The sequence below is a fragment of the Flavobacterium sp. Sr18 genome (genome assembly GCF_011064265.1).
GTDB classification, from domain to species: domain Bacteria; phylum Bacteroidota; class Bacteroidia; order Flavobacteriales; family Flavobacteriaceae; genus Flavobacterium; species Flavobacterium petrolei.
On the sequence record NZ_CP049329.1, the window covers coordinates 2,560,028 to 2,583,269 of the forward strand.

15 protein-coding genes, 2 tRNA genes and 3 rRNA genes are annotated in these 23,242 nt (G+C 37.3%); 12 read left to right on the top strand and 8 right to left on the bottom strand.

Features of this window, described 5'->3' with window-relative positions:
* Positions 1-19 precede the first annotated feature (19 nt).
* The 4 genes from G7A72_RS11280 (at position 20) to G7A72_RS11300 (ending at position 4,503) form a co-directional block, all read left to right on the top strand.
* Positions 20-820 carry an energy transducer TonB gene (locus G7A72_RS11280; RefSeq protein ID WP_165152554.1) on the top strand — a complete coding sequence of 267 codons (801 nt, stop codon included), beginning with the start codon at positions 20-22 and terminating at the stop codon, positions 818-820.
* Between the two features lie 233 nt (positions 821-1,053).
* Positions 1,054-1,974 carry a PstS family phosphate ABC transporter substrate-binding protein gene (locus tag G7A72_RS11290; protein ID WP_165152556.1) on the top strand — a complete coding sequence of 307 codons (921 nt, stop codon included), beginning with the start codon at positions 1,054-1,056 and terminating at the stop codon, positions 1,972-1,974.
* Between the two features lie 16 nt (positions 1,975-1,990).
* Positions 1,991-3,658: a lipopolysaccharide assembly protein LapB gene (locus tag G7A72_RS11295; RefSeq protein WP_165152557.1), complete on the top strand. Its 1,668-nt coding sequence runs from the start codon at positions 1,991-1,993 to the stop codon at positions 3,656-3,658.
* Between the two features lie 212 nt (positions 3,659-3,870).
* The gene (locus G7A72_RS11300; RefSeq protein ID WP_165152558.1) at positions 3,871-4,503 is read left to right on the top strand and encodes a 7-carboxy-7-deazaguanine synthase QueE; all 633 of its coding nucleotides are present in this window, start codon (positions 3,871-3,873) and stop codon (positions 4,501-4,503) included.
* A 66-nt stretch (positions 4,504-4,569) separates the two neighbouring features.
* Here the strand turns inward: G7A72_RS11300 and G7A72_RS11305 are convergent, their stop codons facing one another.
* Both G7A72_RS11305 and G7A72_RS11310 read right to left on the bottom strand, forming a co-directional pair.
* Entirely contained in the window at positions 4,570-5,112 is a 543-nt protein-coding gene (locus G7A72_RS11305) for a YfiT family bacillithiol transferase (protein ID WP_165152559.1), read from the bottom strand.
* A gap of 16 nt (positions 5,113-5,128) precedes the next feature.
* Positions 5,129-5,845 carry a bifunctional 2-polyprenyl-6-hydroxyphenol methylase/3-demethylubiquinol 3-O-methyltransferase UbiG gene (locus G7A72_RS11310; protein WP_165152560.1) on the bottom strand — a complete coding sequence of 239 codons (717 nt, stop codon included), beginning with the start codon at positions 5,843-5,845 and terminating at the stop codon, positions 5,129-5,131.
* A 73-nt stretch (positions 5,846-5,918) separates the two neighbouring features.
* On the opposite strand from G7A72_RS11310, the gene G7A72_RS11315 reads away from it, so the two are divergent.
* Positions 5,919-6,413: a YkgJ family cysteine cluster protein gene (locus G7A72_RS11315; protein WP_165152561.1), complete on the top strand. Its 495-nt coding sequence runs from the start codon at positions 5,919-5,921 to the stop codon at positions 6,411-6,413.
* 42 nt (positions 6,414-6,455) lie between these two features.
* On the opposite strand, the gene G7A72_RS11320 is transcribed toward G7A72_RS11315, so the two are convergent.
* A complete protein-coding gene (locus G7A72_RS11320; RefSeq protein ID WP_165152562.1) occupies positions 6,456-7,673 on the bottom strand; it encodes an exo-beta-N-acetylmuramidase NamZ domain-containing protein in 1,218 nt (405 codons plus the stop codon).
* Between the two features lie 112 nt (positions 7,674-7,785).
* Between G7A72_RS11320 and G7A72_RS11325 the strand changes: the two genes are divergently transcribed.
* From G7A72_RS11325 to rrf, 6 genes are all read left to right on the top strand, one after another.
* A complete protein-coding gene (locus G7A72_RS11325) occupies positions 7,786-9,012 on the top strand; it encodes an ABC transporter permease (protein ID WP_165152563.1) in 1,227 nt (408 codons plus the stop codon).
* Positions 9,013-10,075: 1,063 nt separating this feature from the next.
* A 16S ribosomal RNA gene (locus tag G7A72_RS11330) occupies positions 10,076-11,589 on the top strand.
* Between the two features lie 124 nt (positions 11,590-11,713).
* Positions 11,714-11,787: transfer RNA gene (locus G7A72_RS11335), tRNA-Ile, on the top strand.
* Positions 11,788-11,878: 91 nt separating this feature from the next.
* A tRNA-Ala gene (locus G7A72_RS11340) sits at positions 11,879-11,952 on the top strand.
* A 128-nt stretch (positions 11,953-12,080) separates the two neighbouring features.
* Positions 12,081-14,964 (top strand): 23S ribosomal RNA (locus G7A72_RS11345).
* Positions 14,965-15,116: 152 nt separating this feature from the next.
* A 5S ribosomal RNA gene (gene rrf, locus G7A72_RS11350) occupies positions 15,117-15,226 on the top strand.
* The 16S, 23S and 5S rRNA genes sit together here with 2 tRNA genes alongside, the layout of an rRNA operon.
* Before the next feature lie 1,432 nt (positions 15,227-16,658).
* On the opposite strand, the gene G7A72_RS11355 is transcribed toward rrf, so the two are convergent.
* Entirely contained in the window at positions 16,659-17,240 is a 582-nt protein-coding gene (locus G7A72_RS11355; protein WP_099713544.1) for a tRNA-(ms[2]io[6]A)-hydroxylase, read from the bottom strand.
* A gap of 111 nt (positions 17,241-17,351) precedes the next feature.
* Here G7A72_RS11355 and G7A72_RS11360 point away from each other — a divergent pair, with 111 nt between their 5' ends.
* Positions 17,352-18,593, top strand: coding sequence for a glycosyltransferase (locus tag G7A72_RS11360; RefSeq protein WP_165152564.1), 1,242 nt, complete (start codon positions 17,352-17,354; stop codon positions 18,591-18,593).
* A gap of 55 nt (positions 18,594-18,648) precedes the next feature.
* Here G7A72_RS11360 and G7A72_RS11365 read toward each other — a convergent pair whose 3' ends face one another.
* From G7A72_RS11365 to porV, 4 genes are all read right to left on the bottom strand, one after another.
* Entirely contained in the window at positions 18,649-20,322 is a 1,674-nt protein-coding gene (locus G7A72_RS11365) for a pyruvate dehydrogenase complex dihydrolipoamide acetyltransferase (protein ID WP_165152565.1), read from the bottom strand.
* Positions 20,323-20,329: 7 nt separating this feature from the next.
* On the bottom strand, positions 20,330-21,328 hold the full coding sequence (pdhA, locus tag G7A72_RS11370; RefSeq protein WP_113667164.1) for a pyruvate dehydrogenase (acetyl-transferring) E1 component subunit alpha: 999 nt from the start codon (positions 21,326-21,328) through the stop codon (positions 20,330-20,332).
* Positions 21,329-21,470: 142 nt separating this feature from the next.
* On the bottom strand, positions 21,471-21,953 hold the full coding sequence (gene cdd / locus G7A72_RS11375) for a cytidine deaminase (protein ID WP_113667165.1): 483 nt from the start codon (positions 21,951-21,953) through the stop codon (positions 21,471-21,473).
* An 85-nt stretch (positions 21,954-22,038) separates the two neighbouring features.
* A complete protein-coding gene (gene porV / locus G7A72_RS11380) occupies positions 22,039-23,208 on the bottom strand; it encodes a type IX secretion system outer membrane channel protein PorV (protein ID WP_165152566.1) in 1,170 nt (389 codons plus the stop codon).
* Positions 23,209-23,242: the final 34 nt, after the last annotated feature.

Sequence of the window (23,242 nt, forward strand, 5' to 3'; positions counted from 1 at the left end):
AACCTAATAATTAAGAAAAATGAAATTAGATATATTCACAAACCAATGGCTTGATATTGTATTCGAGGGTCGTAATAAAGCTTATGGAGCTTATGAACTAAGAAAAGAAAATAACAAGACCGGAGTTAGAGCGCTTATCTTTGGTGCGGTCGTTTTTGCATTAGCAGTTAGTATGCCACTTATATTAAGTTTACTTCCTGAAAATTCAGATGTTGATGATACTTTAGATACTAAAATTGTTAGTATCAAGTTACCGCCAAAGAAAGAAGAAATAAAGAAAAATATACCACCTCCGCCACCACCACCACCAAAAGTGGATCAGGTAAAATTTGTTAAGCCTGTTGTTGCAAAAGCTGAGGAAGTAACGGAAGAGCCACCTAAAACTGTTGAAATTAAAGACAAAAAATTAGGAGCTGAAACTATTAAAGGAGATCCGGATGCTATTTTATCAGTAGAGCCAGTAGGAACTGGAACCGCGGCAGTAGTTGAAGAAGCTCCCGACAACCAGATTTATAATACTGCTGGTATCGAGGTTAAGCCTGATTTTCCAGGTGGTATTGATAAATTTTACAAATTTGTTGGTAATAATTATGTTACACCAGAAGAAGAAGGACTTAAAGGTAAAGTCTACGTTACTTTTGTAGTTGAAAAGGATGGTTCGTTAACTGATATTAAAGTAATTAGAGATATTGGTTACGGAACTGGAAAAGAAGCTATACGCGTTTTGAAAAAGTCACCAAGATGGTCTCCTGGAGTTCAAAATGGTAAACCAGTAAGAGTTCTTTACTCTCTTCCTATTACTATCCAATCTGCAGAATAATGTTGAATAACATACTTAATAATATTAAGAAGAAATCGCTTAAAGAGCGATTTCTTCTTGTTTTAGGAATTTTGTTTTTTCTGTTATATCTTGTTTTAGGTTTATTCATTATCTTTATGAAGAATTTTCCTTTAGCCATGCAACCGATTTACAGAATAGCTTTTGGAGTACTACTAATTGCCTATGCATCGTTTAGATTCTTTCGGATAATTAATGATAATAACGACTAGATTATGAAAAATTCATCTAAAATACTGTTCTTTACTTTTTTTGTATTACTCGCATTTTTTTACTCTTGTAATCAAGGAACTACTTCAAAGAAAGAAGAAACAATTCTAAAAGGTTCTACAACAATATTTGTTGATGAAACCTTAACTCCAATTATGGAGGAGCAAGTGGCAGTATTTGAGAATGAATACGAGGCTAAAATTAAACTTATCTCAAAATCAGAAGCGGAAACAGTTAATTCTTTAATTAATGAGAAAGGCGCTATTGCCATTCTTTCTAGAAATTTGACACAGGAAGAACTCAATATCTTCAAGCAAAAAAAAATTAACCCTAAAATTACACCTTTCGCTACAGATGCTGTGGCCTTTATTGCTAATAAAAACAGTAAAGATTCTCTAATAGCACTAAAAGATGTAATAAGTTTTATGCAAGGAAAATCAATTGCCAATATAAAAGGATTAGTATTCGATAACCTTAATTCAAGTACTGTACGTTATTTAAAGGATCTTGCGGGTATTCAAGAAATACCACAAAAGGGCGTTTTCTCTTTTAAAAATAATGATGAAGTGATAAGGCATGTGTATGAAAATGATGGGATGATTGGAATTGTGGGCGTTAATTGGCTTTCTCAACCAAAACCAGCTATGCAAAAGTATGTTGATAACGTTGCTACTTTAAGCGTAAAAGGATTGAATGGGGGCAACTACTTTTTGCCTTCTCAAAATAATATAGCAGAAAAAAAATACCCTTTGGCACGTGATTTGTATATAATAAATTGTCAGGGATTTTCTGGCTTAGGAATGGGATTTGCTTCATTTGTAGGCGGAGATGTCGGTCAAAGAATAATTTTAAAATCTGGTTTGCTGCCTATACGTATTCCTACTAGGAAATTTACAATAGTAAAAAGCCAAAATGATAAGAAATAAATTAACTACAATGAAAATGAATAAACTTACAACTTTTAGTGTAGCCATATTGGCTTCCGCTTTTACAGCCCAAGCACAAGACATTAATCAAGCTAAAAAAGCTATTGATGCAGAGCAATTTGAAAGTGCAAAAACAATTTTAAAATCAATTATAAAAGCAAAACCTTCAAATGGTACGGCTTACTTTACTTTAGGGAATGTTTATCTTACCCAAAGTGTTGAAGACTCTGCTAAAATTTATTTTCAACAAGGATTAAGTGCTTCTGATGGTGCTAAACTGAATTACATTGGTTTAGGTCAAATGGATTTAGATAAAAACGATGTAACTGGAGCTCAAGCTAAGTTTGCATTGGCATCAAAAGACATGAAGAAGAAAGATGTGCAAGAATTTGTTTATATCGCTAGAGCATATATGAACGCAAGCAAGCCTGATTATAAAAGTGCTATTGCACTTCTTACTCGTGCAGCAATAAATAATTCTCAAGATGCGCAATTGCAACTTACATTAGGTGACGCATACTATGGTGATGGGAAGCAAAATGAAGCTTATGTAGCTTATAGAAGTGCTTTTCAGTTGGATAATTCTTTGTTGAGGGCTAAAATGCAACTAGGTGTTTTATTGAAAGGTGCTAAATCTTACGATGAAGCTTCAAAAGCGTACAATGAAGTAATTGCTATCAATCCTAATTATGGTCCTGTATATAGAGAATTAGCTGAAACCTATTATAAAATTGCACGTAATAAGCCATCTCAAGCGGCAGAAAATTATAAAACAGCAATGGGATATTATGACAAATATATGTCATTAACGGATTATTCTATAAATTCTAGAATGCGTCGTGCTGATTTTCTAATTCTAATGGAAGATTATGCGGCTCTTGAAGCTGAAGCTAATAAAATGATTGAATTGGATAAAGTAAATCCACGAATCTATCGTTATTTAGGGTATGCTGCTTACAAGAATGGTAATGTGGATGTTGCTATTAAGTCGTTAGAAACTTTTATTACCTCTCCAGGAAACAAAGCAATAGCATTAGATTATTTATATTTAGGCTTAACTAAAATTAAAAAAGGTACTAGTGCAGATGGTTTGTCGATTGATCCAACAGCTATGAGTTCAGGTCTTGTCGACATCAAAAAAGCTATTGAAATGGAGCCTTTGGCAGTTCAAGAGCTAAGTGAAGTAGGGAAGAAATTATTCACACAAAAATTATACAAAGAAGCTGCTTCAGTGTTTGAATTTGGATCTAATGTTAATGATTCAAAGACATATTTAGATGATAATGTTTATTATGGTTTGGCAAATTATTATGCTAACAATAGTAAGGATGTAAAAGTTGACGTTGTTGCTTTACAAAAGGCAGATGCAGCTTTTGAAAAAGTTTTGGTTGCATCGCCAACTTATCTAGAAGCTTATTTGTACAGAGCTAGAACAAATAGACTCCTTGAAAAAGATGATGTAATGGTGAAGAACTATGAAGATTATGTTGCAAAAACTACTGCATTAGGAGCTGAAGAATTGGCTAAACCTGCAGTTAAGACAAAATTCATTGAATCGTATAATAATATGGCGGCAAGTTTTGCAAATACAGATAAGCCAAAAGCTATTGAGTATTTCAAAAAAACACTTGCATTAGATCCAGCTAATAGTTATGCTACAGAGTCTATTAAAATTTTAAAATAATAATTTTTTGTAATATCAAAAACCGATATCCCTAGGGTTATCGGTTTTTTTTGTTTAAAATTTTAAATGTTTACTTTGATATAATTTTTTTTCTGAGCCTTCTAAAAAACGTATTTAAAGCAATTCGATTTATTCAAAGTTTATTACATTAGTAACTGTTTTGAATTCATCTCCTTTTCAAATTAACTATCTTTGCACTTTAAAATTAAAGAATGTTATCAAAAGAAATACAGTTAGAAGTTAATAAGGGCGCCATGCTACCATTGATGGAGGAATTCTATACAATCCAAGGCGAAGGTTTTCATACAGGGACAGCCGCATATTTTATTAGAATTGGAGGATGTGATGTAGGTTGTCATTGGTGCGATGTTAAAGAAAGTTGGAATGCTGAATTGCACCCACCAACCAGTGTTGAGCAAATTGTTGCTAATGCTAGTAAATATTCTGAAACAGTTGTGGTTACTGGTGGTGAACCATTAATGTGGGATATGTCTCTACTTACGCAAAAGCTAAAAGCTAATAATAGAAAGGTACATATAGAAACATCTGGAGCATATCCGTTGACAGGAATTTGGGATTGGATTTGTCTGTCTCCAAAGAAAAATAAGCTTCCAACTCAAACAGTTTATGATAATGCGCACGAGTTGAAAGTAATCATTTATAATAAGCATGATTTTATTTTTGCCGAAGAACAAGCTGAAAAAGTAAATCCAAATGCTATTTTATTCCTTCAGCCAGAATGGAGTAAAAAAGAAGAAATGACACCTCTGATTGTAGATTATGTCATGAACAATCCTAAATGGCGTGTTTCTTTACAAACCCATAAATACTTAAATATCCCATAAAAAAATGCCAAATACGATCTGTATTTGGCATTTTCTACTTTTATAGAAGATTGTTTAAGTGCTCAATTACCAACCTTTTCGTTTTCTCAATTCTGTGATATGTGCTAAGTGATGGCTGCCATGCCAAGCATAAGTTTCTATGATTTCTTTAATTTTAAATTCCTTGTTGTTTTCAGGATGAATAAAGATTTTTTCTAAGTCTGTTTGAGATATACTATTCATTAAATATGCTAAACGAAAGTGTAAACCTTCCAGTAATGAAAGAGTAGGTTGAATTGGCATTGTTAAATTATCATGTAATTTAGACCAACGATCTTCATAGTAGGATTTTATTGCTGGTTTATCTTCGGTTAGTGCCCATTTGATTCTGATGAAACAATTCATGTGGCTGTCTGCGCAATGATGAATGACTTGGCGAACAGTCCAGCTATTCTCTCGGTAGGGTGTGTCGAGTTGTTCTTCGCTCAGCGAAACTACTTCCTTTTTTAAACGGTCAGGGAAACTGGCGATTTCGGATATTCTACTATTGAGATAATCATTTGAATAGATTTCTGGGGCGATAAATTTCCCAATAGGATAGCGTAATTTTTCTAATGCTGTATTTTCCATGCTAAAATGTGTTCTGTTAAATTGAAAGCTTCGCCAAATAATCATAATGTTCCCCTTCAAGAATTAACTCGCTTTGTAGTCCATTTGCGAAAGCCGCATTTTGTAAGGTGTTGTAATCTAAATACAGCCAAGGGAATTCGTCGTCTTTTTCATTTTTATAACGTATAGTAAAACTCAATTCGCCATAGTAACCATTACTCGGAATCCATTTTCCACCATCTTCATCATTATCGAACATGTAAATGATATCCGAAGAATCAATTAAAATTTGTCCGTTTGGATTTAGCAAGCTTTTTATTTTCTGTAAAAACTTAGTGGTATCTTTTAGTGTTCCAAAAATACCGGTTCCATTCATTAATAATAAAATGGTGTCAAATTTATTTTCAGGATTGTCAGAGTCCATTTCAAGAATGTTTTGAACTTGAGCATTTTTTAACCCTCGTAGGTGACAAGCTTCAATTGCATTTTGAGAAATATCGATAGAGTAAACATCAAGATTTCTTTCGTTTTGTAAATACAAACTATGGCTTCCTGCGCCACATCCTACATCCAGAATTTTTCCATTTGCAAGTTGTAAAGCTTTTTGCTCTAGTTTTGGCATTTCAGCATACGAACGAAATAAATATTCAACGCTCATTTCATCTTCTTCAGAAATAGAGGTTTCAGTGATTAAATCTTCGGGGGAATTATTAGTTTGAAAATCAAGTATGGCTTTGCCAAAAAGGTCTTTCATCTTTTTTGTTTAAAGTTTAAGGTTTCAGGATTCAAGTTTGCTACTTTTGTCGTTCCAACTTTAAATTTTAAACTTGAAACATATTTTAAACAATCTTCCCAAAGAAGCCAAAGATAAGCATATCGAAAATAAAAAGTATTTCGATAAGCTGAAAAAGAAGACACCAAAGAATCTAGATTACGTGATGCAAGATTTACATGATGCTGAATTTAAGAAAACAGAATGTTTAAAATGTGCCAATTGTTGTAAAACAACAGGTCCTTTATTTACAGATGCTGATATTGAACGTGTTTCAAAATATCTTAGACAAAAACCACAACAGTTTATTGAACAATATCTTCGCATTGATGAAGACAGAGATTATGTTTTGCAAAGTGTACCGTGTACTTTTCTGGATAATGAAAATGCGTGTATGATTTATGATGTTCGTCCAAAAGCATGTAGAGAATTTCCACATACGGATAGAAAAAAGTTTCAACAAATTACGGACTTAACGCTAAAAAATGTTGCTATTTGTCCTGCAGCTTTTAATATTGTAGAGGAAATGAAGAAGAAGTTACCTTTATAAATAATTTATGGCAAGCTTTGCTTCTTGGTTCTTTATTCTTTTTTAGTATACCAAATACTTCTTTCTCATTTCCTGAAATTCAATTAATCCTTTCTTCCAGCTTTCTCTAATTATATCTTCAGAAATTCCCGCTTCTATTTGCTGTTGTAATTTTTTGGTTCCCGCAAGTTTGGTAAAAAAAGGGTTGAAGAATTTTGATTTGTCTATTGTGGTTTGATACGCCTTAATTATCCATTTTAATTCGAGTTGATTCAGTCTTGGATATGTTGACAAATCTTCGCCATAACAAAGTACTCCATTGTAAACAGGATTTTGTGCGCCAAAATTTGGTTTTGGAATAAAACTAAAATCACTTTTCGGTAAATAAGGGGAGCCATAAATTTGAAATTGCTTCTCGGTTCCTCTTCCTACACTTACATTTGTACCTTCAAAAAGACATAAACTTGCATATAAATTCACGGATTGATCATTTGGAAGATTGGGAGAAGGTTTTACAGGTAAACTATAATTCATTGTTCGATTGTAATTACTGCAGGGAATAACAGTCAATTTACATTGCATACCGTTTTTCAGCCATTTCTCACCATTAATCATTTTTGCATATTCTCCAATAGTCATTCCATGAAGCAAAGGAATTGAATGCATTCCTACAAAACTGGTAAATGCTGGCTCAAGAATTGGACCGTCAACAATACTTCCGTTAGGATTTGGTCGATCAAGAATTATAAGTGGAATGTTGTTTTCGGCACAGGCTTCCATTATATAATGTAACGAAGAGATATATGTGTAAAATCGTGCGCCTACGTCTTGCAGATCAAAAACCATGATGTCGATTCCTGCAAGTTGCTCTGGTTTCGGTTTTTTATTGTCACCATAAAGTGAAATAATTGAAAGCCCAGTTTTAGAATCTTTTCCGTCAACCACATGTTCGCCCGCATCAGCAGTTCCGCGAAAACCATGTTCGGGAGCAAATATTTTTTGTACAGCAATGTTTTTTTCTATTAGAAAATCTACTAAATGTGTTTTATTGGAGAGAATTCCAGTCTGATTTGTTACAATTCCAATTTTCTGATTCTTTAATAAATGTAAATAATTGGCGTAATTATCTGCTCCTGTTATGATTTCTGTTTTAGGATTTTTAGTAATTTGTTCCAAATCGTTTGTTGTATTTCTTTCTATATCTGTTTTTCCGGCGGAGCAGGATGTCGAAATGATTGTTAGAAAAATAAACCGAAGCGTTATTTTGAAAATTGGATTCATATAAAGGTTCAAATAAAATTAAGGCCAATTAGCGTAATTCGTGTTTTAGCTGTATTTTTGGCTTTAGCAACGCAAACTGGCGAAGCAAATCCAAATTAGAAACACAATCAAATTGAATTTAGAATATTTCATTGCCAAACGACTTATAACTGCTAGAGACTATAAAAGTAGCATATCTGCACCAATTATAAAAATTGCAATCTCGGCAATTGCCATTGGTATGATTATGATGATTGTTTCAGTGGCGACAGGAATTGGTCTGCAGCAAAAAATTCGAGAAAAAGTTTCCGCTTTCAACGGACACATTATTATTTCCAATTACGACAACAATCAATCCGAGGTTACTTTAGTTCCAATTTCTAAGAAACAGGATTTTTATCCAAAGTTTACATCGGTTCCGGGAGTGGAACATATACAAGCAATCGCCAGTAAAGCTGGAATTATTAGAACAGAAACCGCTTTTGAAGGAATTATTTTCAAAGGAGTTGGAAATGATTATAAATGGGATAACATAAAAGAATACATTGTTGAAGGAAGAATTCCAAATGGCAAAGGAGATTTGAATGAGGAAGTGGTAATTTCTCAGTTTATTGCAAATAGGTTGAATTTAAAAGTGGGGGATTCTTTCAATACATTCTTCATGAAAGAGAAAGGGTATAACTTGAGGAATTTTGATGTTGTTGGGATTTTCAATTCTGGCTTTCAAGAATTCGATGCGACATATATTATTGGAGACATTCGTCACATGCAACGCATCAATAAATGGACTCCAGATCAAATCGGAGCTTTCGAAGTTTTTGTAAGCGATTTTAATGCAATTGAGTCTACCGGAGAACGGGTCTATGCGCAAACAGCATCAACATTAGACACAAAAACTATAATCGAGAAATACAGTTATATATTCGAGTGGCTTCAACTATTTGATTTCAATATCATCGTTATATTAGTAGTCATGATTCTAGTTGCTACTATTAATATGGTAGTAGCGCTATTGGTACTTATCCTGGAGCGAACACAAATGATTGGAATTTTAAAAGCGTTGGGAGCTAATAACTGGTCAGTACGAAAAATATTTCTTTACAATGCCTTTTATCTTATAGTTAGAGGGTTATTTTGGGGGAATTTAATCGGTATCTCATTACTACTAATCCAGCAACAATTCGGGATAATCCAACTTCCTCCTGAAAACTATTACGTCAATCAAGCGCCAGTATATTTAAATTGGGGATTCATTCTATTGCTAAACGTGCTCACCGTAACCGTTTGTTTCTTGGTATTACTAATTCCTTCCTATATAATAACTAAAATTTCCCCAGTCAAAGCAATTCGTTTCGATTAGAATGTTGTTTTGGGCGTTCCTCCTTATATAAAGAAAGGCATTTATCAAAAAAGATAACCGCCTTTCTTTATATAATGAGTCGGGCTATCCGCTATAAGTCCTCGTCCCACCAAAAAAAGGCGGGGCTGCGGGCTTTCCACTACTATCCCTAACGCGAGCCTCGAATAATTAAGATGTTCAGTTTAATCAAAAGCAGAAGAATTCACACTAACACAAAATCCGGTAACCTTATATATAGGAGAAATTAGAAAAGCAATGTCATATATAAGGTAAAGTATAAAGTCATTTTATTGATTCAACAGTTTTTTCTCCATACAAAATAGGCAAGGCAAGCTTTTTATAGGAGAAGATACGAAGATGCGAACCAAGAAATAGGTAAAAAATGATAAATTGAACAAGATTTTATGGGTAAAATAAGTCGCTATTAAACTGGTTAAGGCTATAGTGACGGCCATTTTTACACACAAGTTCATCTTTTCCTTCGGAGAGGGCGGGGGAGAGGGAAAAACTTTTACTTTCAAAATTCACTGTTTCAGCGATTTAAAGATTGGGTTAAGAAAACATCAAAAAAAAGCGTTGAAAAAGCTTGTAAAAGCGAATAAAGGAGCTACTTTTGCACCCGCAACAACGCAGACGTTCTTTCAAATACTGGCAAGCAAAAGGAATCAAAACAGAAAATTTATTTTCTAAAAAAAGATTTCAAAAAGCTTGTGAGATTAGAAAACGGATGTTACATTTGCACCCCGCAAAACGCGCAAAGTTCCTTGACAGATTGATGAGAAAAGAGAAGAAAGTGAGATAAAATTTATCTTAAAAAAAACTTCAAATTTTTCTTGCCAGTTAAAAAGAAAGTTGTACTTTCGCACCCGCTTCCAGAGAGACACGATGTGGCTCAAACGAAGTTGAAAAAAAGATAAGAACACGTTCCTAGACATATTGAATTGACAGCCGTTCCGATGAAAATCGGAACAAAAGAATAAGAGTAATAGAATCGAGAGATTTGAAAAAACCACTAGAATTTAGTCGAATAACAATAGCTTGAAGCAATTTAAGCAAACAATATACGATGAAGAGTTTGATCCTGGCTCAGGATGAACGCTAGCGGCAGGCTTAACACATGCAAGTCGAGGGGTATAGTTCTTCGGAATTAGAGACCGGCGCACGGGTGCGTAACGCGTATGCAATCTACCTTTCACAGAGGGATAGCCCAGAGAAATTTGGATTAATACCTCATAGTATATCGAGTTGGCATCAACATGATATTAAAGTCACAACGGTGAAAGATGAGCATGCGTCCCATTAGCTAGTTGGTAAGGTAACGGCTTACCAAGGCAACGATGGGTAGGGGTCCTGAGAGGGAGATCCCCCACACTGGTACTGAGACACGGACCAGACTCCTACGGGAGGCAGCAGTGAGGAATATTGGACAATGGGCGCAAGCCTGATCCAGCCATGCCGCGTGCAGGATGACGGTCCTATGGATTGTAAACTGCTTTTATACGAGAAGAAACAACTCTACGTGTAGAGTCTTGACGGTATCGTAAGAATAAGGATCGGCTAACTCCGTGCCAGCAGCCGCGGTAATACGGAGGATCCAAGCGTTATCCGGAATCATTGGGTTTAAAGGGTCCGTAGGCGGTCAGGTAAGTCAGTGGTGAAAGCCCATCGCTCAACGGTGGAACGGCCATTGATACTGTCTGACTTGAATTATTAGGAAGTAACTAGAATATGTAGTGTAGCGGTGAAATGCTTAGAGATTACATGGAATACCAATTGCGAAGGCAGGTTACTACTAATGGATTGACGCTGATGGACGAAAGCGTGGGTAGCGAACAGGATTAGATACCCTGGTAGTCCACGCCGTAAACGATGGATACTAGCTGTTGGGAGCAATCTCAGTGGCTAAGCGAAAGTGATAAGTATCCCACCTGGGGAGTACGTTCGCAAGAATGAAACTCAAAGGAATTGACGGGGGCCCGCACAAGCGGTGGAGCATGTGGTTTAATTCGATGATACGCGAGGAACCTTACCAAGGCTTAAATGTAGATTGACCGGTTTGGAAACAGACTTTTCGCAAGACAATTTACAAGGTGCTGCATGGTTGTCGTCAGCTCGTGCCGTGAGGTGTCAGGTTAAGTCCTATAACGAGCGCAACCCCTGTTGTTAGTTGCCAGCGAGTCATGTCGGGAACTCTAACAAGACTGCCAGTGCAAACTGTGAGGAAGGTGGGGATGACGTCAAATCATCACGGCCCTTACGCCTTGGGCTACACACGTGCTACAATGGCCGGTACAGAGAGCAGCCACTGGGCGACCAGGAGCGAATCTATAAAACCGGTCACAGTTCGGATCGGAGTCTGCAACTCGACTCCGTGAAGCTGGAATCGCTAGTAATCGGATATCAGCCATGATCCGGTGAATACGTTCCCGGGCCTTGTACACACCGCCCGTCAAGCCATGGAAGCTGGGGGTGCCTGAAGTCGGTGACCGCAAGGAGCTGCCTAGGGTAAAACTGGTAACTAGGGCTAAGTCGTAACAAGGTAGCCGTACCGGAAGGTGCGGCTGGAACACCTCCTTTCTAGAGCCTTAGTGTTAGTAGCAATACACGCTAGGGAAAGAAGACGAAAGTTCAAGTTGGAAACAGATACCAACATTTTATTACTCTTGCTGTTAGTTCAAATAATACCATTTAAGAATAAGAGTGTCTCGTAGCTCAGCTGGTTAGAGTACTACACTGATAATGTAGGGGTCGACAGTTCGAGTCTGTCCGAGACAACAATTTACACTTAAAAGAAAAGAAGAAATTCTAGAGTTGAGGAGTTATGAAAATATTTCATAATTCATAATTCACAATTCATAATTAGATTGGGGGATTAGCTCAGCTGGCTAGAGCGCCTGCCTTGCACGCAGGAGGTCAACGGTTCGACTCCGTTATTCTCCACAGATCCGAAAGGATAAAAGTTCATTGACATATTGAGATAAGAAAATAATAAAAAGTAGAAAGCATTTTTTGCTTGTTTATCATTAGACAAGTAAAAGAAACGGTCTTAATTAATTTTAAGATTGGTACAATAAGCAAAATAAGGGCGTATGGGGGATGCCTTGGCTCTCAGAGGCGATGAAAGGCGTGATAAGCTGCGAAAAGCTACGGGGATTGGCACACACGATATGATCCGTAGATACCTGAATGGGGCAACCCACTATGTTGAAGACATAGTACACCGATAGGTGGGCAAACCCGCTGAACTGAAACATCTAAGTAGGCGGAGGAGAAGAAAACAAAAGTGATTCCGTAAGTAGTGGCGAGCGAACGCGGATTAGCCCAAACCAATGTTGTTACGGCAATATTGGGGTTGTAGGACCACGACATTTGTTGCGGATTGAATTAGAATCTACTGGAAAGTAGAGCCAAAGAAGGTGATAGCCCTGTATAAGTAAAAGAAGATAACGATAGTGGTATCCTGAGTAGGGCGGGACACGAGAAATCCTGTCTGAATTTGGCGGGACCATCCGCTAAGGCTAAATACTCCTGAGAGACCGATAGTGAACCAGTACCGTGAGGGAAAGGTGAAAAGAACCGTGAATAACGGAGTGAAATAGATCCTGAAACCATACGCTTACAAGCGGTCGGAGCCCTTTCGTGGGGTGACGGCGTGCCTTTTGCATAATGAGCCTACGAGTTAACGTTGCTGGCAAGGATAAGTGGTTAAGCCACGGATCCGTAGCGAAAGCGAGTCTGAATAGGGCGCTTTAGTCAGTAGTGTTAGACGCGAAACCGTGTGATCTACCCATGGGCAGGATGAAGCGCTGGTAACACAGTGTGGAGGTCCGAACCGGTTGACGTTGAAAAGTCTTCGGATGACCTGTGGGTAGGGGTGAAAGGCCAATCAAACTCGGAAATAGCTCGTACTCCCCGAAATGCATTTAGGTGCAGCGTTATGCGTAAAGTTATATAGAGGTAGAGCTACTGATTGGATGCGGGGGCTTCACCGCCTACCAATTCCTGACAAACTCCGAATGCTATATAATGTTTCATAACAGTGAGGGCTTGGGTGCTAAGGTCCAAGTCCGAGAGGGAAAGAACCCAGACCATCAGCTAAGGTCCCCAAATATATACTAAGTTGAAAGAACGAGGTTTGTCTGCATAGACAGCTAGGATGTTGGCTTGGAAGCAGCCATTCATTTAAAGAGTGCGTAACAGCTCACTAGTCGAGCGGACGAGCATGGATAATAATCGGGCATAAGTATATTACCGAAGCTATGGATTTAGAGTTTACTCTAAGTGGTAGGGGAGCATTCTAACAGGGTAGAAGGTGTGTCGTAAGGCATGCTGGACTGGTTAGAAAAGAAAATGTAGGCATAAGTAACGATAATGCGGGCGAGAAACCCGCACACCGAAAGACTAAGGTTTCCACAGCTATGCTAATCAGCTGTGGGTTAGTCGGGACCTAAGGCGAACCCGAAAGGGACAGTCGATGGACAACGGGTTAATATTCCCGTACTAGTTATTACTGTGATGGGGTGACGGAGTGATGAAAGCGCCGCGAACTGACGGAATAGTTCGTTGAAGTACCTACCTATAAGACCCGCAGGCAAATCCACGGGTTTTGGGGAAATACGATAGTACTCGGAGTCTTCGGACAAAGAGATAGTGCGCCTAAGGGCTTCCAAGAAAAACCTCTAAACTTCAGGTAATAAGTACCCGTACCGCAAACCGACACAGGTAGTCGAGGAGAGAATCCTAAGGTGCTCGAGAGATTCATGGCTAAGGAATTAGGCAAAATAGACCCGTAACTTCGGGAGAAGGGTCGCCAGCAGCAATGCTGGCCGCAGTGAAGAGGTCCAGGCGACTGTTTATCAAAAACACAGGGCTCTGCAAAATCGTAAGATGAAGTATAGGGCCTGACACCTGCCCGGTGCTGGAAGGTTAAGTGGAGATGTTATCTTCGGAGAAGCATTGAAATGAAGCCCCAGTAAACGGCGGCCGTAACTATAACGGTCCTAAGGTAGCGAAATTCCTTGTCGGGTAAGTTCCGACCTGCACGAATGGTGTAACGATCTGGACACTGTCTCAGCCATGAGCTCGGTGAAATTGTAGTAGCGGTGAAGATGCCGCTTACCCGCAGTGGGACGAAAAGACCCTGTGCACCTTTACTATAGCTTAGTATTGACCTTGGATAAATGATGTGTAGGATAGGTTGGAGACTGTGAAGTGGCGTCGCTAGGCGTTGTGGAGTCATTGTTGAAATACAACCCTTTGTTTATCTGAGGCCTAACCCCGTAATGCGGGGGACATTGCTTGGTGGGTAGTTTGACTGGGGTGGTCGCCTCCAAAAGAGTAACGGAGGCTTCTAAAGGTTCCCTCAGTACGCTTGGTAACCGTGCGTAGAGTGCAATGGCATAAGGGAGCTTGACTGAGAGACATACAGGTCGATCAGGTACGAAAGTAGAGCATAGTGATCCGGTGGTTCCGCATGGAAGGGCCATCGCTCAAAGGATAAAAGGTACGCCGGGGATAACAGGCTGATCTCCCCCAAGAGCTCATATCGACGGGGGGGTTTGGCACCTCGATGTCGGCTCGTCACATCCTGGGGCTGGAGAAGGTCCCAAGGGTTGGGCTGTTCGCCCATTAAAGTGGCACGCGAGCTGGGTTCAGAACGTCGTGAGACAGTTCGGTCTCTATCTACTGTGGGCGCAAGAAATTTGAGTGGATCTGATTCTAGTACGAGAGGACCGAATTGGACAAACCTCTAGTGTATCTGTTGTCACGCCAGTGGCATCGCAGAGTAGCTACGTTTGGAAGGGATAAGCGCTGAAAGCATATAAGCGCGAAACCCACCACAAGATGAGATTTCTTTTAAGGGTCGTGGGAGATGACCACGTTGATAGGCTATAGATGTAAAGGCAGTAATGTCATAGTCGAGTAGTACTAATAACCCGTAAGCTTATGTACGCTTTTCTCTCCCGTCCAAAAGACGGGAGAGAAGAAACTTTCTAATAAAAAAACTTTTTCTTTATCTCAGTATGTTAAGATATTATGTGATTGATGTTTATAATACAATGTAAACAACATTACAGTAATTGCCCAAAGCAATTATAACCTCTTAAGGTGGTTATTGCGGCGGGGCTCACCTCTTCCCATCCCGAACAGAGTAGTTAAGCCCGCCTGCGCAGATGGTACTGCAGTTATGTGGGAGAGTATGTCGTCGCCTTTCTTTGAAGAATCCTCATCATTCATTTGATGAGGATTTTTTGTTTTATTATTTCTCGTCTAGAAATAGCGATACACAAAACAGATTGTTATGGAAGAAAATATTAAATATGTATAGCGTACTCAAAAGGACTACTTTATGTCTTTTAAGTTGCAATTGGTCAGGAAATATAAATAGCATAGCTTTTAGCTACTCAAGCTATTAAGAAGTATGGTATTGAATGTGTAAAAGTGTTGTAGAATTGTTACGATATTTGGTATCTTCAGTGGGAAAACCAAATCCCTTCTACCATACCGAAATCACAAGAACAAAAGAAAATGGAGCTTGGATCCAAGGGAAAACCTCTTGAGAAGGAGAAGTCATTTTTGGAACAATAAGCTTTTGCTGCAGATAAAAAAGGAATCATTTTAGACAAAAATAACAACAAACATTAATGTTTGCTTGTTATTTCGTCCGGGTAGACAGACAGGTTTATTATCGAAAAATGAAAAGAAAAGTCAGTCAACAAGCTAAAGCTACCAAAGTAATTTCTACGGATCTTGATGTAAAGAAATCAATGCCTCGGGTTGGAACTCAAAAAAGTTAACACATTTTAGTGGAACAGCTTCAATTGATTAATATTGGAAGGCGTAAGTTGTTCGACATTCTCAGAGCTAATCATTTATTGATTCAACCAAAATGGTCTTACCATATGAATCCTAATTTTTATCAACGATTTAGAAAACATCAAAATCAAATTATTAGATTAGATAGTAACAGGCCTGAGCAAGTTTGGGTCTCCGACATAATTTATATTGGAAAAGAAAAAGCTTGCTATCTTGGTATTGTAACAGATACCTATTCTAAAAAGCTTATGGGTGTAGTGTTGCTGATAATATGATTGTCCAAAGCAGTATTGTTGCTCAAAAATGGCATTAAACTAAAAAAAAATCCATTAAATACCACTCTGATAGAGGATTGCAGTATTGTGCTAATGACTATCAAAGTATTTTAAATAAAAACGGAATACTTATTAGTATGACTCAAAATTCTGAACTTTTTGAAAATGCCATTGCGAAAAGAATAAACGGTACATTAAAATAAGAGTTTGTGATTGATAAATACAATCATGATTTAGAAGTTATGGAACCAATTGTCAACTAATCAATTAATATTTACAATACGCATCCCTATATTATTCAAATTATATGCTTACTCCCCATAATATGCATGAACAAAATCAAATTAAAATGATAACCTATAAAGCAAAAACAGTATCAAATAGATGGTTACTACTGTTCAAAAACTTTGCTTTTATTTAATATTAATCTTGTAGCACTTTTTCAGGACTTGATATAAACCTTTAAGAATTATGAAAATCCAAAAATCAGGTACAAAAATCAGTGTTTTTATAAATAGATTATTGTGGAATACATAAAATAATACCTGCTTTTACTTAACCGTGGATAGTTTCTTGTTTACCATAGTTTGTGATAATCGAGGTTTCAAATTCGATCCATTCCTTCCAGCGTTTGTCTACATCTATATTGTCAGCATATTTGCGTGCAAATCCCAGAAAAGTAGTGTAATGCCCCGCTTCGGAAATCATTAAATCTCTATAGAAAGTGGCTAATTCAACATCTTTTATGTTTTCTGATAAAACTTTAAAGCGTTCACAACTTCTTGCTTCAATCATAGCTGAAAATAATAATCGGTCACAAAGCGCATCTTTTCGGCTGCCATCTTTTTTCATGAACTTAAAAAGTTCATTCACATAATGGTCTTTCCTTTCTCTGCCTAAAGTCAATCCTTTACTTTTTATTAAATTATGAACCAATTGCAAATGGTCTAATTCTTCTTTAGCAATGATTAACATTTCGGTTACTAACTCTTCTAATTCCGAATTGTAAGTAACTAAACTTATCGCATTAGAAGCAGCTTTTTGTTCGCACCAAGCATGATCCGTCAAGATTTCTTCTATATTTGATTCAACTATATTTACCCAACGTGGGTCTGTGGCTAATTTTAATCCTAACATGGTACTGAAATTTGTTTAGTACAAAATTAGTGTTTTATAATCTATTTTTTGTTCTAATGACCAGATTGAACTCAAAATAGCATTATTTTGCAATTGAAATTTTATAATAATATGAATCAAGTTCAAAAGCTTTTAATTATCGGTTTTGTTTGGCCAGAACCCAATTCATCCGCAGCAGGAGGAAGGCTGATGCATCTGATTTCACTTTTTAAAATGCAAGGTTTTAGTATTACGTTTGCTAGTCCAGCTCAAGACAGTGATTTCATGGTTGATTTGCAAGAATATGAAGTGGAAAAAGAATCAATAGAAGTTAATAATTCCAGTTTTGATGTTTTTGTAAAAGAACTGAATCCAGATGTGGTTTTGTTTGACCGTTTTATGATGGAGGAACAATTTGGTTGGCGTGTTTCCGAAAATTGTCCGAATGCGCTACGATTGTTAGATACTGAAGATTTGCATTGTTTGCGTTTGGCACGCCATAAAGCATTCAAAGAAAACCGTTCTTTTAATATAACTGATTTATTTGTTGAAGAGGTTTCTAAACGGGAAATCGCCAGTATTTTACGTTGTGATTTGTCTCTGATGATTTCCGAATTTGAAATGGAATTATTAGAATCTGCATTCAAAATAGATAAAGCTTTATTGTATTATTTGCCTTTTTTATTGGAAACAATTGGCCATGCCGAAATACAAGAACTACCTTCTCTTGAAGATCGAAAAGACTTTATTTTTATCGGAAATTTTCTTCATGAGCCTAATTGGAATGCCGTTCAATATTTAAAGGAAACGATTTGGCCTTTAATAAAAAAACGTCTTCCAGAAGCTGTATTGAATGTTTATGGCGCTTATCCTTCACAAAAAGTACTACAATTACATAACAAGAAAGAAGGCTTTTTAATCTTGGGACGAGCTATCGATGCTAAAGAAGTAGTTCAGGAAGCGCGAGTGGTTTTGGCTCCTTTGCGTTTTGGTGCAGGTATTAAAGGGAAGTTATTAGAAGCGATGCAATGCGGGACACCAAGCGTAACAACTGCTATTGGTTCTGAAGCCATGCACGGGGATTTGCCTTGGAATGGTTTTATTACGGATGATGTAGCTGATTTTGTGGATGCTGCAGTGCAATTATATCAAGACAAAGCAATTTGGCATAAAGCCCAGAAAAATGGATTTATCATTATTAGTCAACGCTATTCTAAAGGTTTGTTCGAGAGTGACTTTAAAAATAAAATAGAATTTTTATGCTCTAATTTACAACAACATCGAATGAATAATTTTATGGGTTCCATGTTACAACACCATACTTTAAAAAGCACGAAATATATGTCGCGTTGGATTGAGGAGAAGAATAAATAAAAAATCCCGTCAAGTTTTTAAACAAGGCGGGATTTGTGTTTTAAAAACCGAGTTATTACGCAAGCATAGTAACTGGATTTTCTATAAATTGTTTCAATGTTTGTAAAAATTGAGCTCCAGTTGCACCATCAATTGTTCTGTGGTCGCAAGCTAAAGATAGCATCATTGTATTTCCTACTACAATCTGGCCATTTTTTACAACCGGTTTTTCTACAATAGCTCCTACGGATAAAATAGCAGAATTTGGTTGGTTAATGATAGAATTGAATTCAGTTATGCCAAACATTCCAAGATTAGAAACTGTAAAAGTACTTCCTTCCATTTCTGTAGGTAATAATTTTTTGTTTTTAGCTCTTCCTGCTAGATCTCTCACGCTTCCGCCAATTTGAGATAAACTCATAGCGTCTGTAAAACGTAATACTGGAACTACTAATCCGTCCTCAACAGCTACAGCAACTCCAATGTTCACATGGTGATTGATAAGAATTGAATCTTCTCTCCATTGTGAATTCACTTTTGGGTGTTTTTTCAAAGCCATTGCACACGCTTTTATCACCATATCGTTAAACGATACTTTTGTGTCAGGAACGCTGTTGATGATACTTCTAGATTTCATAGCTTCATCCATTGCTACCTCAATTACTAAGTTGTAATGTGGAGCTGTAAATAAAGATTCGGCTAAACGCTTCGCTATGATTTTTCGCATTTGCGAATTCTTGATTTCTTCTGTGAAAACTTCTCCTGCTGGAACAAATGGTTTTGCAGCAGCAACAGTTTCTGTTTTTGCTGGTGAAGCTGCAGTTGTCGGTGCTGGAGCAGCTGCAGTTTGTGGGGTAAAGTTTTCGATATCGCTTTTTACAATACGTCCGTTTTCACCAGAACCCTTTACTTGTGTCAATTGAATTCCTTTGTCACTTGCAATTTTCTTTGCTAATGGTGATGCTAAAATTCGTTGACCGTCAGTTGATGGTTCTTGAACGATTGGTTCCGAAGCTTTTTCTGTTGAAACAACTTCTTTTTCTTCTGCCACTGCAGGAGCAGCTTGTGGCGCTCCGCCAGTTTTATAATTTTCAGCAATTCCGCTGATATCAGTTCCTGCTGGCCCAATGATTGCCAAAAGGCTATCAACTGGTGCAGTATTACCTTCTTCGATTCCTACGTACAATAAAGTTCCTTCGTTGAAAGATTCGAATTCCATTGTAGCTTTGTCTGTTTCGATTTCAGCAAGAATGTCACCCTCAGCAACAGTGTCACCTACTTTTTTTAACCAAGTTGCTACAGTACCTTCGGTCATAGTATCGCTCAAACGAGGCATGGTGATAACTACAACTCCTTTTGGAAGTGAAGTTGCTGCAGGTGCAGCGGATTTTGTAGCTTCAGGAGTAGAAGCTGTTTTTTCAGTAACTTTTGTTTCCTCAGTTTCTTTTTTTTCTTCTTTTACTGGAGCTGCGTCTGTTGGTTTTGCAGCTATTAAAGCTGAAATATCTTCGCCTTCTTTTCCTATAATGGCTAATAAAGAGTCTACTGGTGCAGTTTCACCTGCAGGTATTCCTATATATAAAAGTGTTCCTTCGTTAAAAGACTCAAATTCCATTGTTGCTTTATCGGTTTCAATTTCTGCAAGGATATCACCTTCGCTTACTTTATCACCTACTTTTTTTAGCCAAGTCGCTACCGTTCCTTCCGTCATCGTATCGCTCAAACGAGGCATTGTAATTATTGTTGCCATAATTGATTTATAGTTTATGAGGTAAAAATGGATAGTTTTCTTGTTCGTATACTACATCGTATAGCTGTTGAATAGGAGGGTATTCAGATTCTTCGGCAAATGTTACACATTCTTCCACTAACTCTTTTACTCTTTTATCAATTGCTTCGATTTCTTCTTCTGTAGCATATTTTTGATCTTTAATTACATCTAAAACTTGAGTAATTGGATCGATTTTTTTGTATTCTTCTACTTCTTCTTTTGAACGGTATAATTGTGCATCCGACATAGAGTGACCTCTATAGCGGTATGTTTTCATTTCTAAGAAAGTTGGTCCGTCTCCACGACGTGCTCTGTCAATTGCTTCAGTCATTGCTTCAGCAACTTTTACAGGATTCATTCCGTCAACAGGTCCGCAAGGCATTTCGTATCCTAAACCTAATTTCCAGATGTCAGTATGATTGGCTGTTCTTTCTACAGAAGTTCCCATGGCATATCCATTGTTTTCAACAATAAATACAACGGGAAGTTTCCATAACATAGCCATGTTAAACGCTTCGTGTAAAGATCCTTGACGTGCTGCACCATCACCAAAATAGGTCATAGTGACACCGCCAGTTTCAAAATATTTATCAGCAAAAGCTAATCCTGCACCTACAGGAATTTGTCCTCCTACAATTCCGTGACCACCATAAAAACGGTGCTCTTTTGAAAAGATGTGCATAGAACCACCCATACCTTTTGAAGTTCCTGTAACTTTTCCTAAAAGTTCTGCCATCACGCGTCTAGGATCAACTCCCATACCTATTGGTTGGACGTGATTTCTGTAAGCAGTAATCATTTTGTCTTTTGTCAAGTCCATTGCGTGCAGTGCACCAGCTAATACTGCTTCTTGACCATTGTATAAATGTAGAAAACCTCTAACTTTTTGTTGGATGTATAATGCTGCAAGTTTGTCCTCAAACTTTCTCCAAAGCAGCATATCTTCATACCACTTTAAATATACTTCTTTTGTAACTTCTTTCATCTGAATTTTTCTTTTGCTAAAGTGTTATTGTATTATCAATTTGTACTATAACGCAAAATAGTTTCCTCCCACAAATTTGCGAAATGCAAAAATAAGACATTCCAAGTAAGAACTAAAATTTAATAGGCAATTTTTGGAATTTTTACAAGAATTTTTTATCGAACATAAATGGGAGCAAGTTTTTCAGGGATTCTGATTTGTATATTGTACCAATTTCTCCCATAAAATAGATTTCTATTGGGGTCTCTTGTTTAATTTCATATTCTGCAATTGATTGTCTGCAAGAGCCACAAGGCGGAATTGGAGCTGTAGTTTGGTTTGTGTCCGATGCAGCTGTAATTGCCATTTTTAAAATTTTGGCTTCCGGATAGACTGCTCCAGCATAAAAAATTGCAACACGTTCCGCACAGAGTCCTGACGGATAAGCTGCATTTTCTTGGTTTGAACCAAGTACTATTTTACCATTGTCTAAAAAAATTGCCACTCCGACTCTGAATTTGGAATAAGGAGCATAAGCGTTTTTTCGTACTTCAACGGCTTGTGTCATTAGATCCTGAATGTCATTTGGCAATTCCTGAACGGATTCGAATACTTTAAATTGTGTGGTAATTGTTATTTCTTTCATGCTTTTTTTAGGAAAAAAAATCCAAATTTCATCTCCGAAGTATCGGGATTGAAATTTGGATCGTTATTTATGAATTAATTTAAGTTTAATATTCGTCATATTTCTCACCAAAATTGAAGGTGAGTGAAAAGCGAAGGGTGTTCTCTAGCGGGTTTTTCACTTTAGATGCTGAGAATAAGTAAGAAACATCTACTTTAACTACATTGTATTTGAAACCTGCTCCAAGGGAGAAAAATTGACGTGCTCCCTTTAGAGGACTTTCGTGAAAATATCCCAAACGCATTGCAAAGGAATCTTGATACAAATATTCGGCACCTAAAGCATACGTAACTTCTTTTGCTTCTTCACCAAAACCGTCAGGCGCATCACCAAAAGATTTAAAAACACCAGATGTCCAGCCTATGGAACGGTAATTGTCATTATTTTGATTGCGCTCTTCTGAGGTTACAGTTCCGTCGCCGTTTAAATCTGGGTCTTGTGGCGTTGGAACTAATAATTTATTAAATTCAACATTCACAGCCACTTTATTATAGTCGTCTAAAATAAAATCAAAACCTGTTCCTATTTTTAAATTGGCAGGGATGAAATTGTTGTTAAACTGATCATTGTCATAACTAATTTTTGGGCCTAAGTTTTGAATGTTAAATCCTGCTCTCCATCTTCCGTTGAATTCATTATAGGCTAATTCTTCAGATTGATAAAAACCGGCCACATCAACCGCAAATGTACTTGCAGAAGAAGCATCATTACTGTCTGAAGCTACTTTTAGATTGGAATTAATGAAACGTCCCGCAACAGCCATCGAAAATTTCTCACTCAATTTTAACGAATACGATCCGTCAATGGCAAATTCATTTGGAGAAACTAATCTGGGTGTTTCGTTAGGATCGCCAGTTTCGCGCAGTTCAATTTCACCTAAACCAAAGTAACGCAGAGTTCCTGCAAAGGCACTTTTCTCATTCAGTTTTTGATAATAAGTTAATTGTCCTAATGATATGTCATTTACTAAATCAGTAAGGTATGGCGTGTAGCTGATGGAAAATCCTTGCGCATCAGTTGCAAAAGCATATTTTGCCGGATTCCATTGTTGAGAAAAAGCATCCGCAGAAGTTGCAACACCAATGTCGCCCATACCTGCTGCTCTAGCGTCAGCTGAGACTAGTAAAAAGGGAACCCCTGGATTTATAACTCGATCTTGTGCGTTAGCAGAAGATGCTAAAAATAAAAGGATAAATAGGGGTATTATTTTTCTCATTTTGATGCGAATATTTATTAAACAAATATAGTAT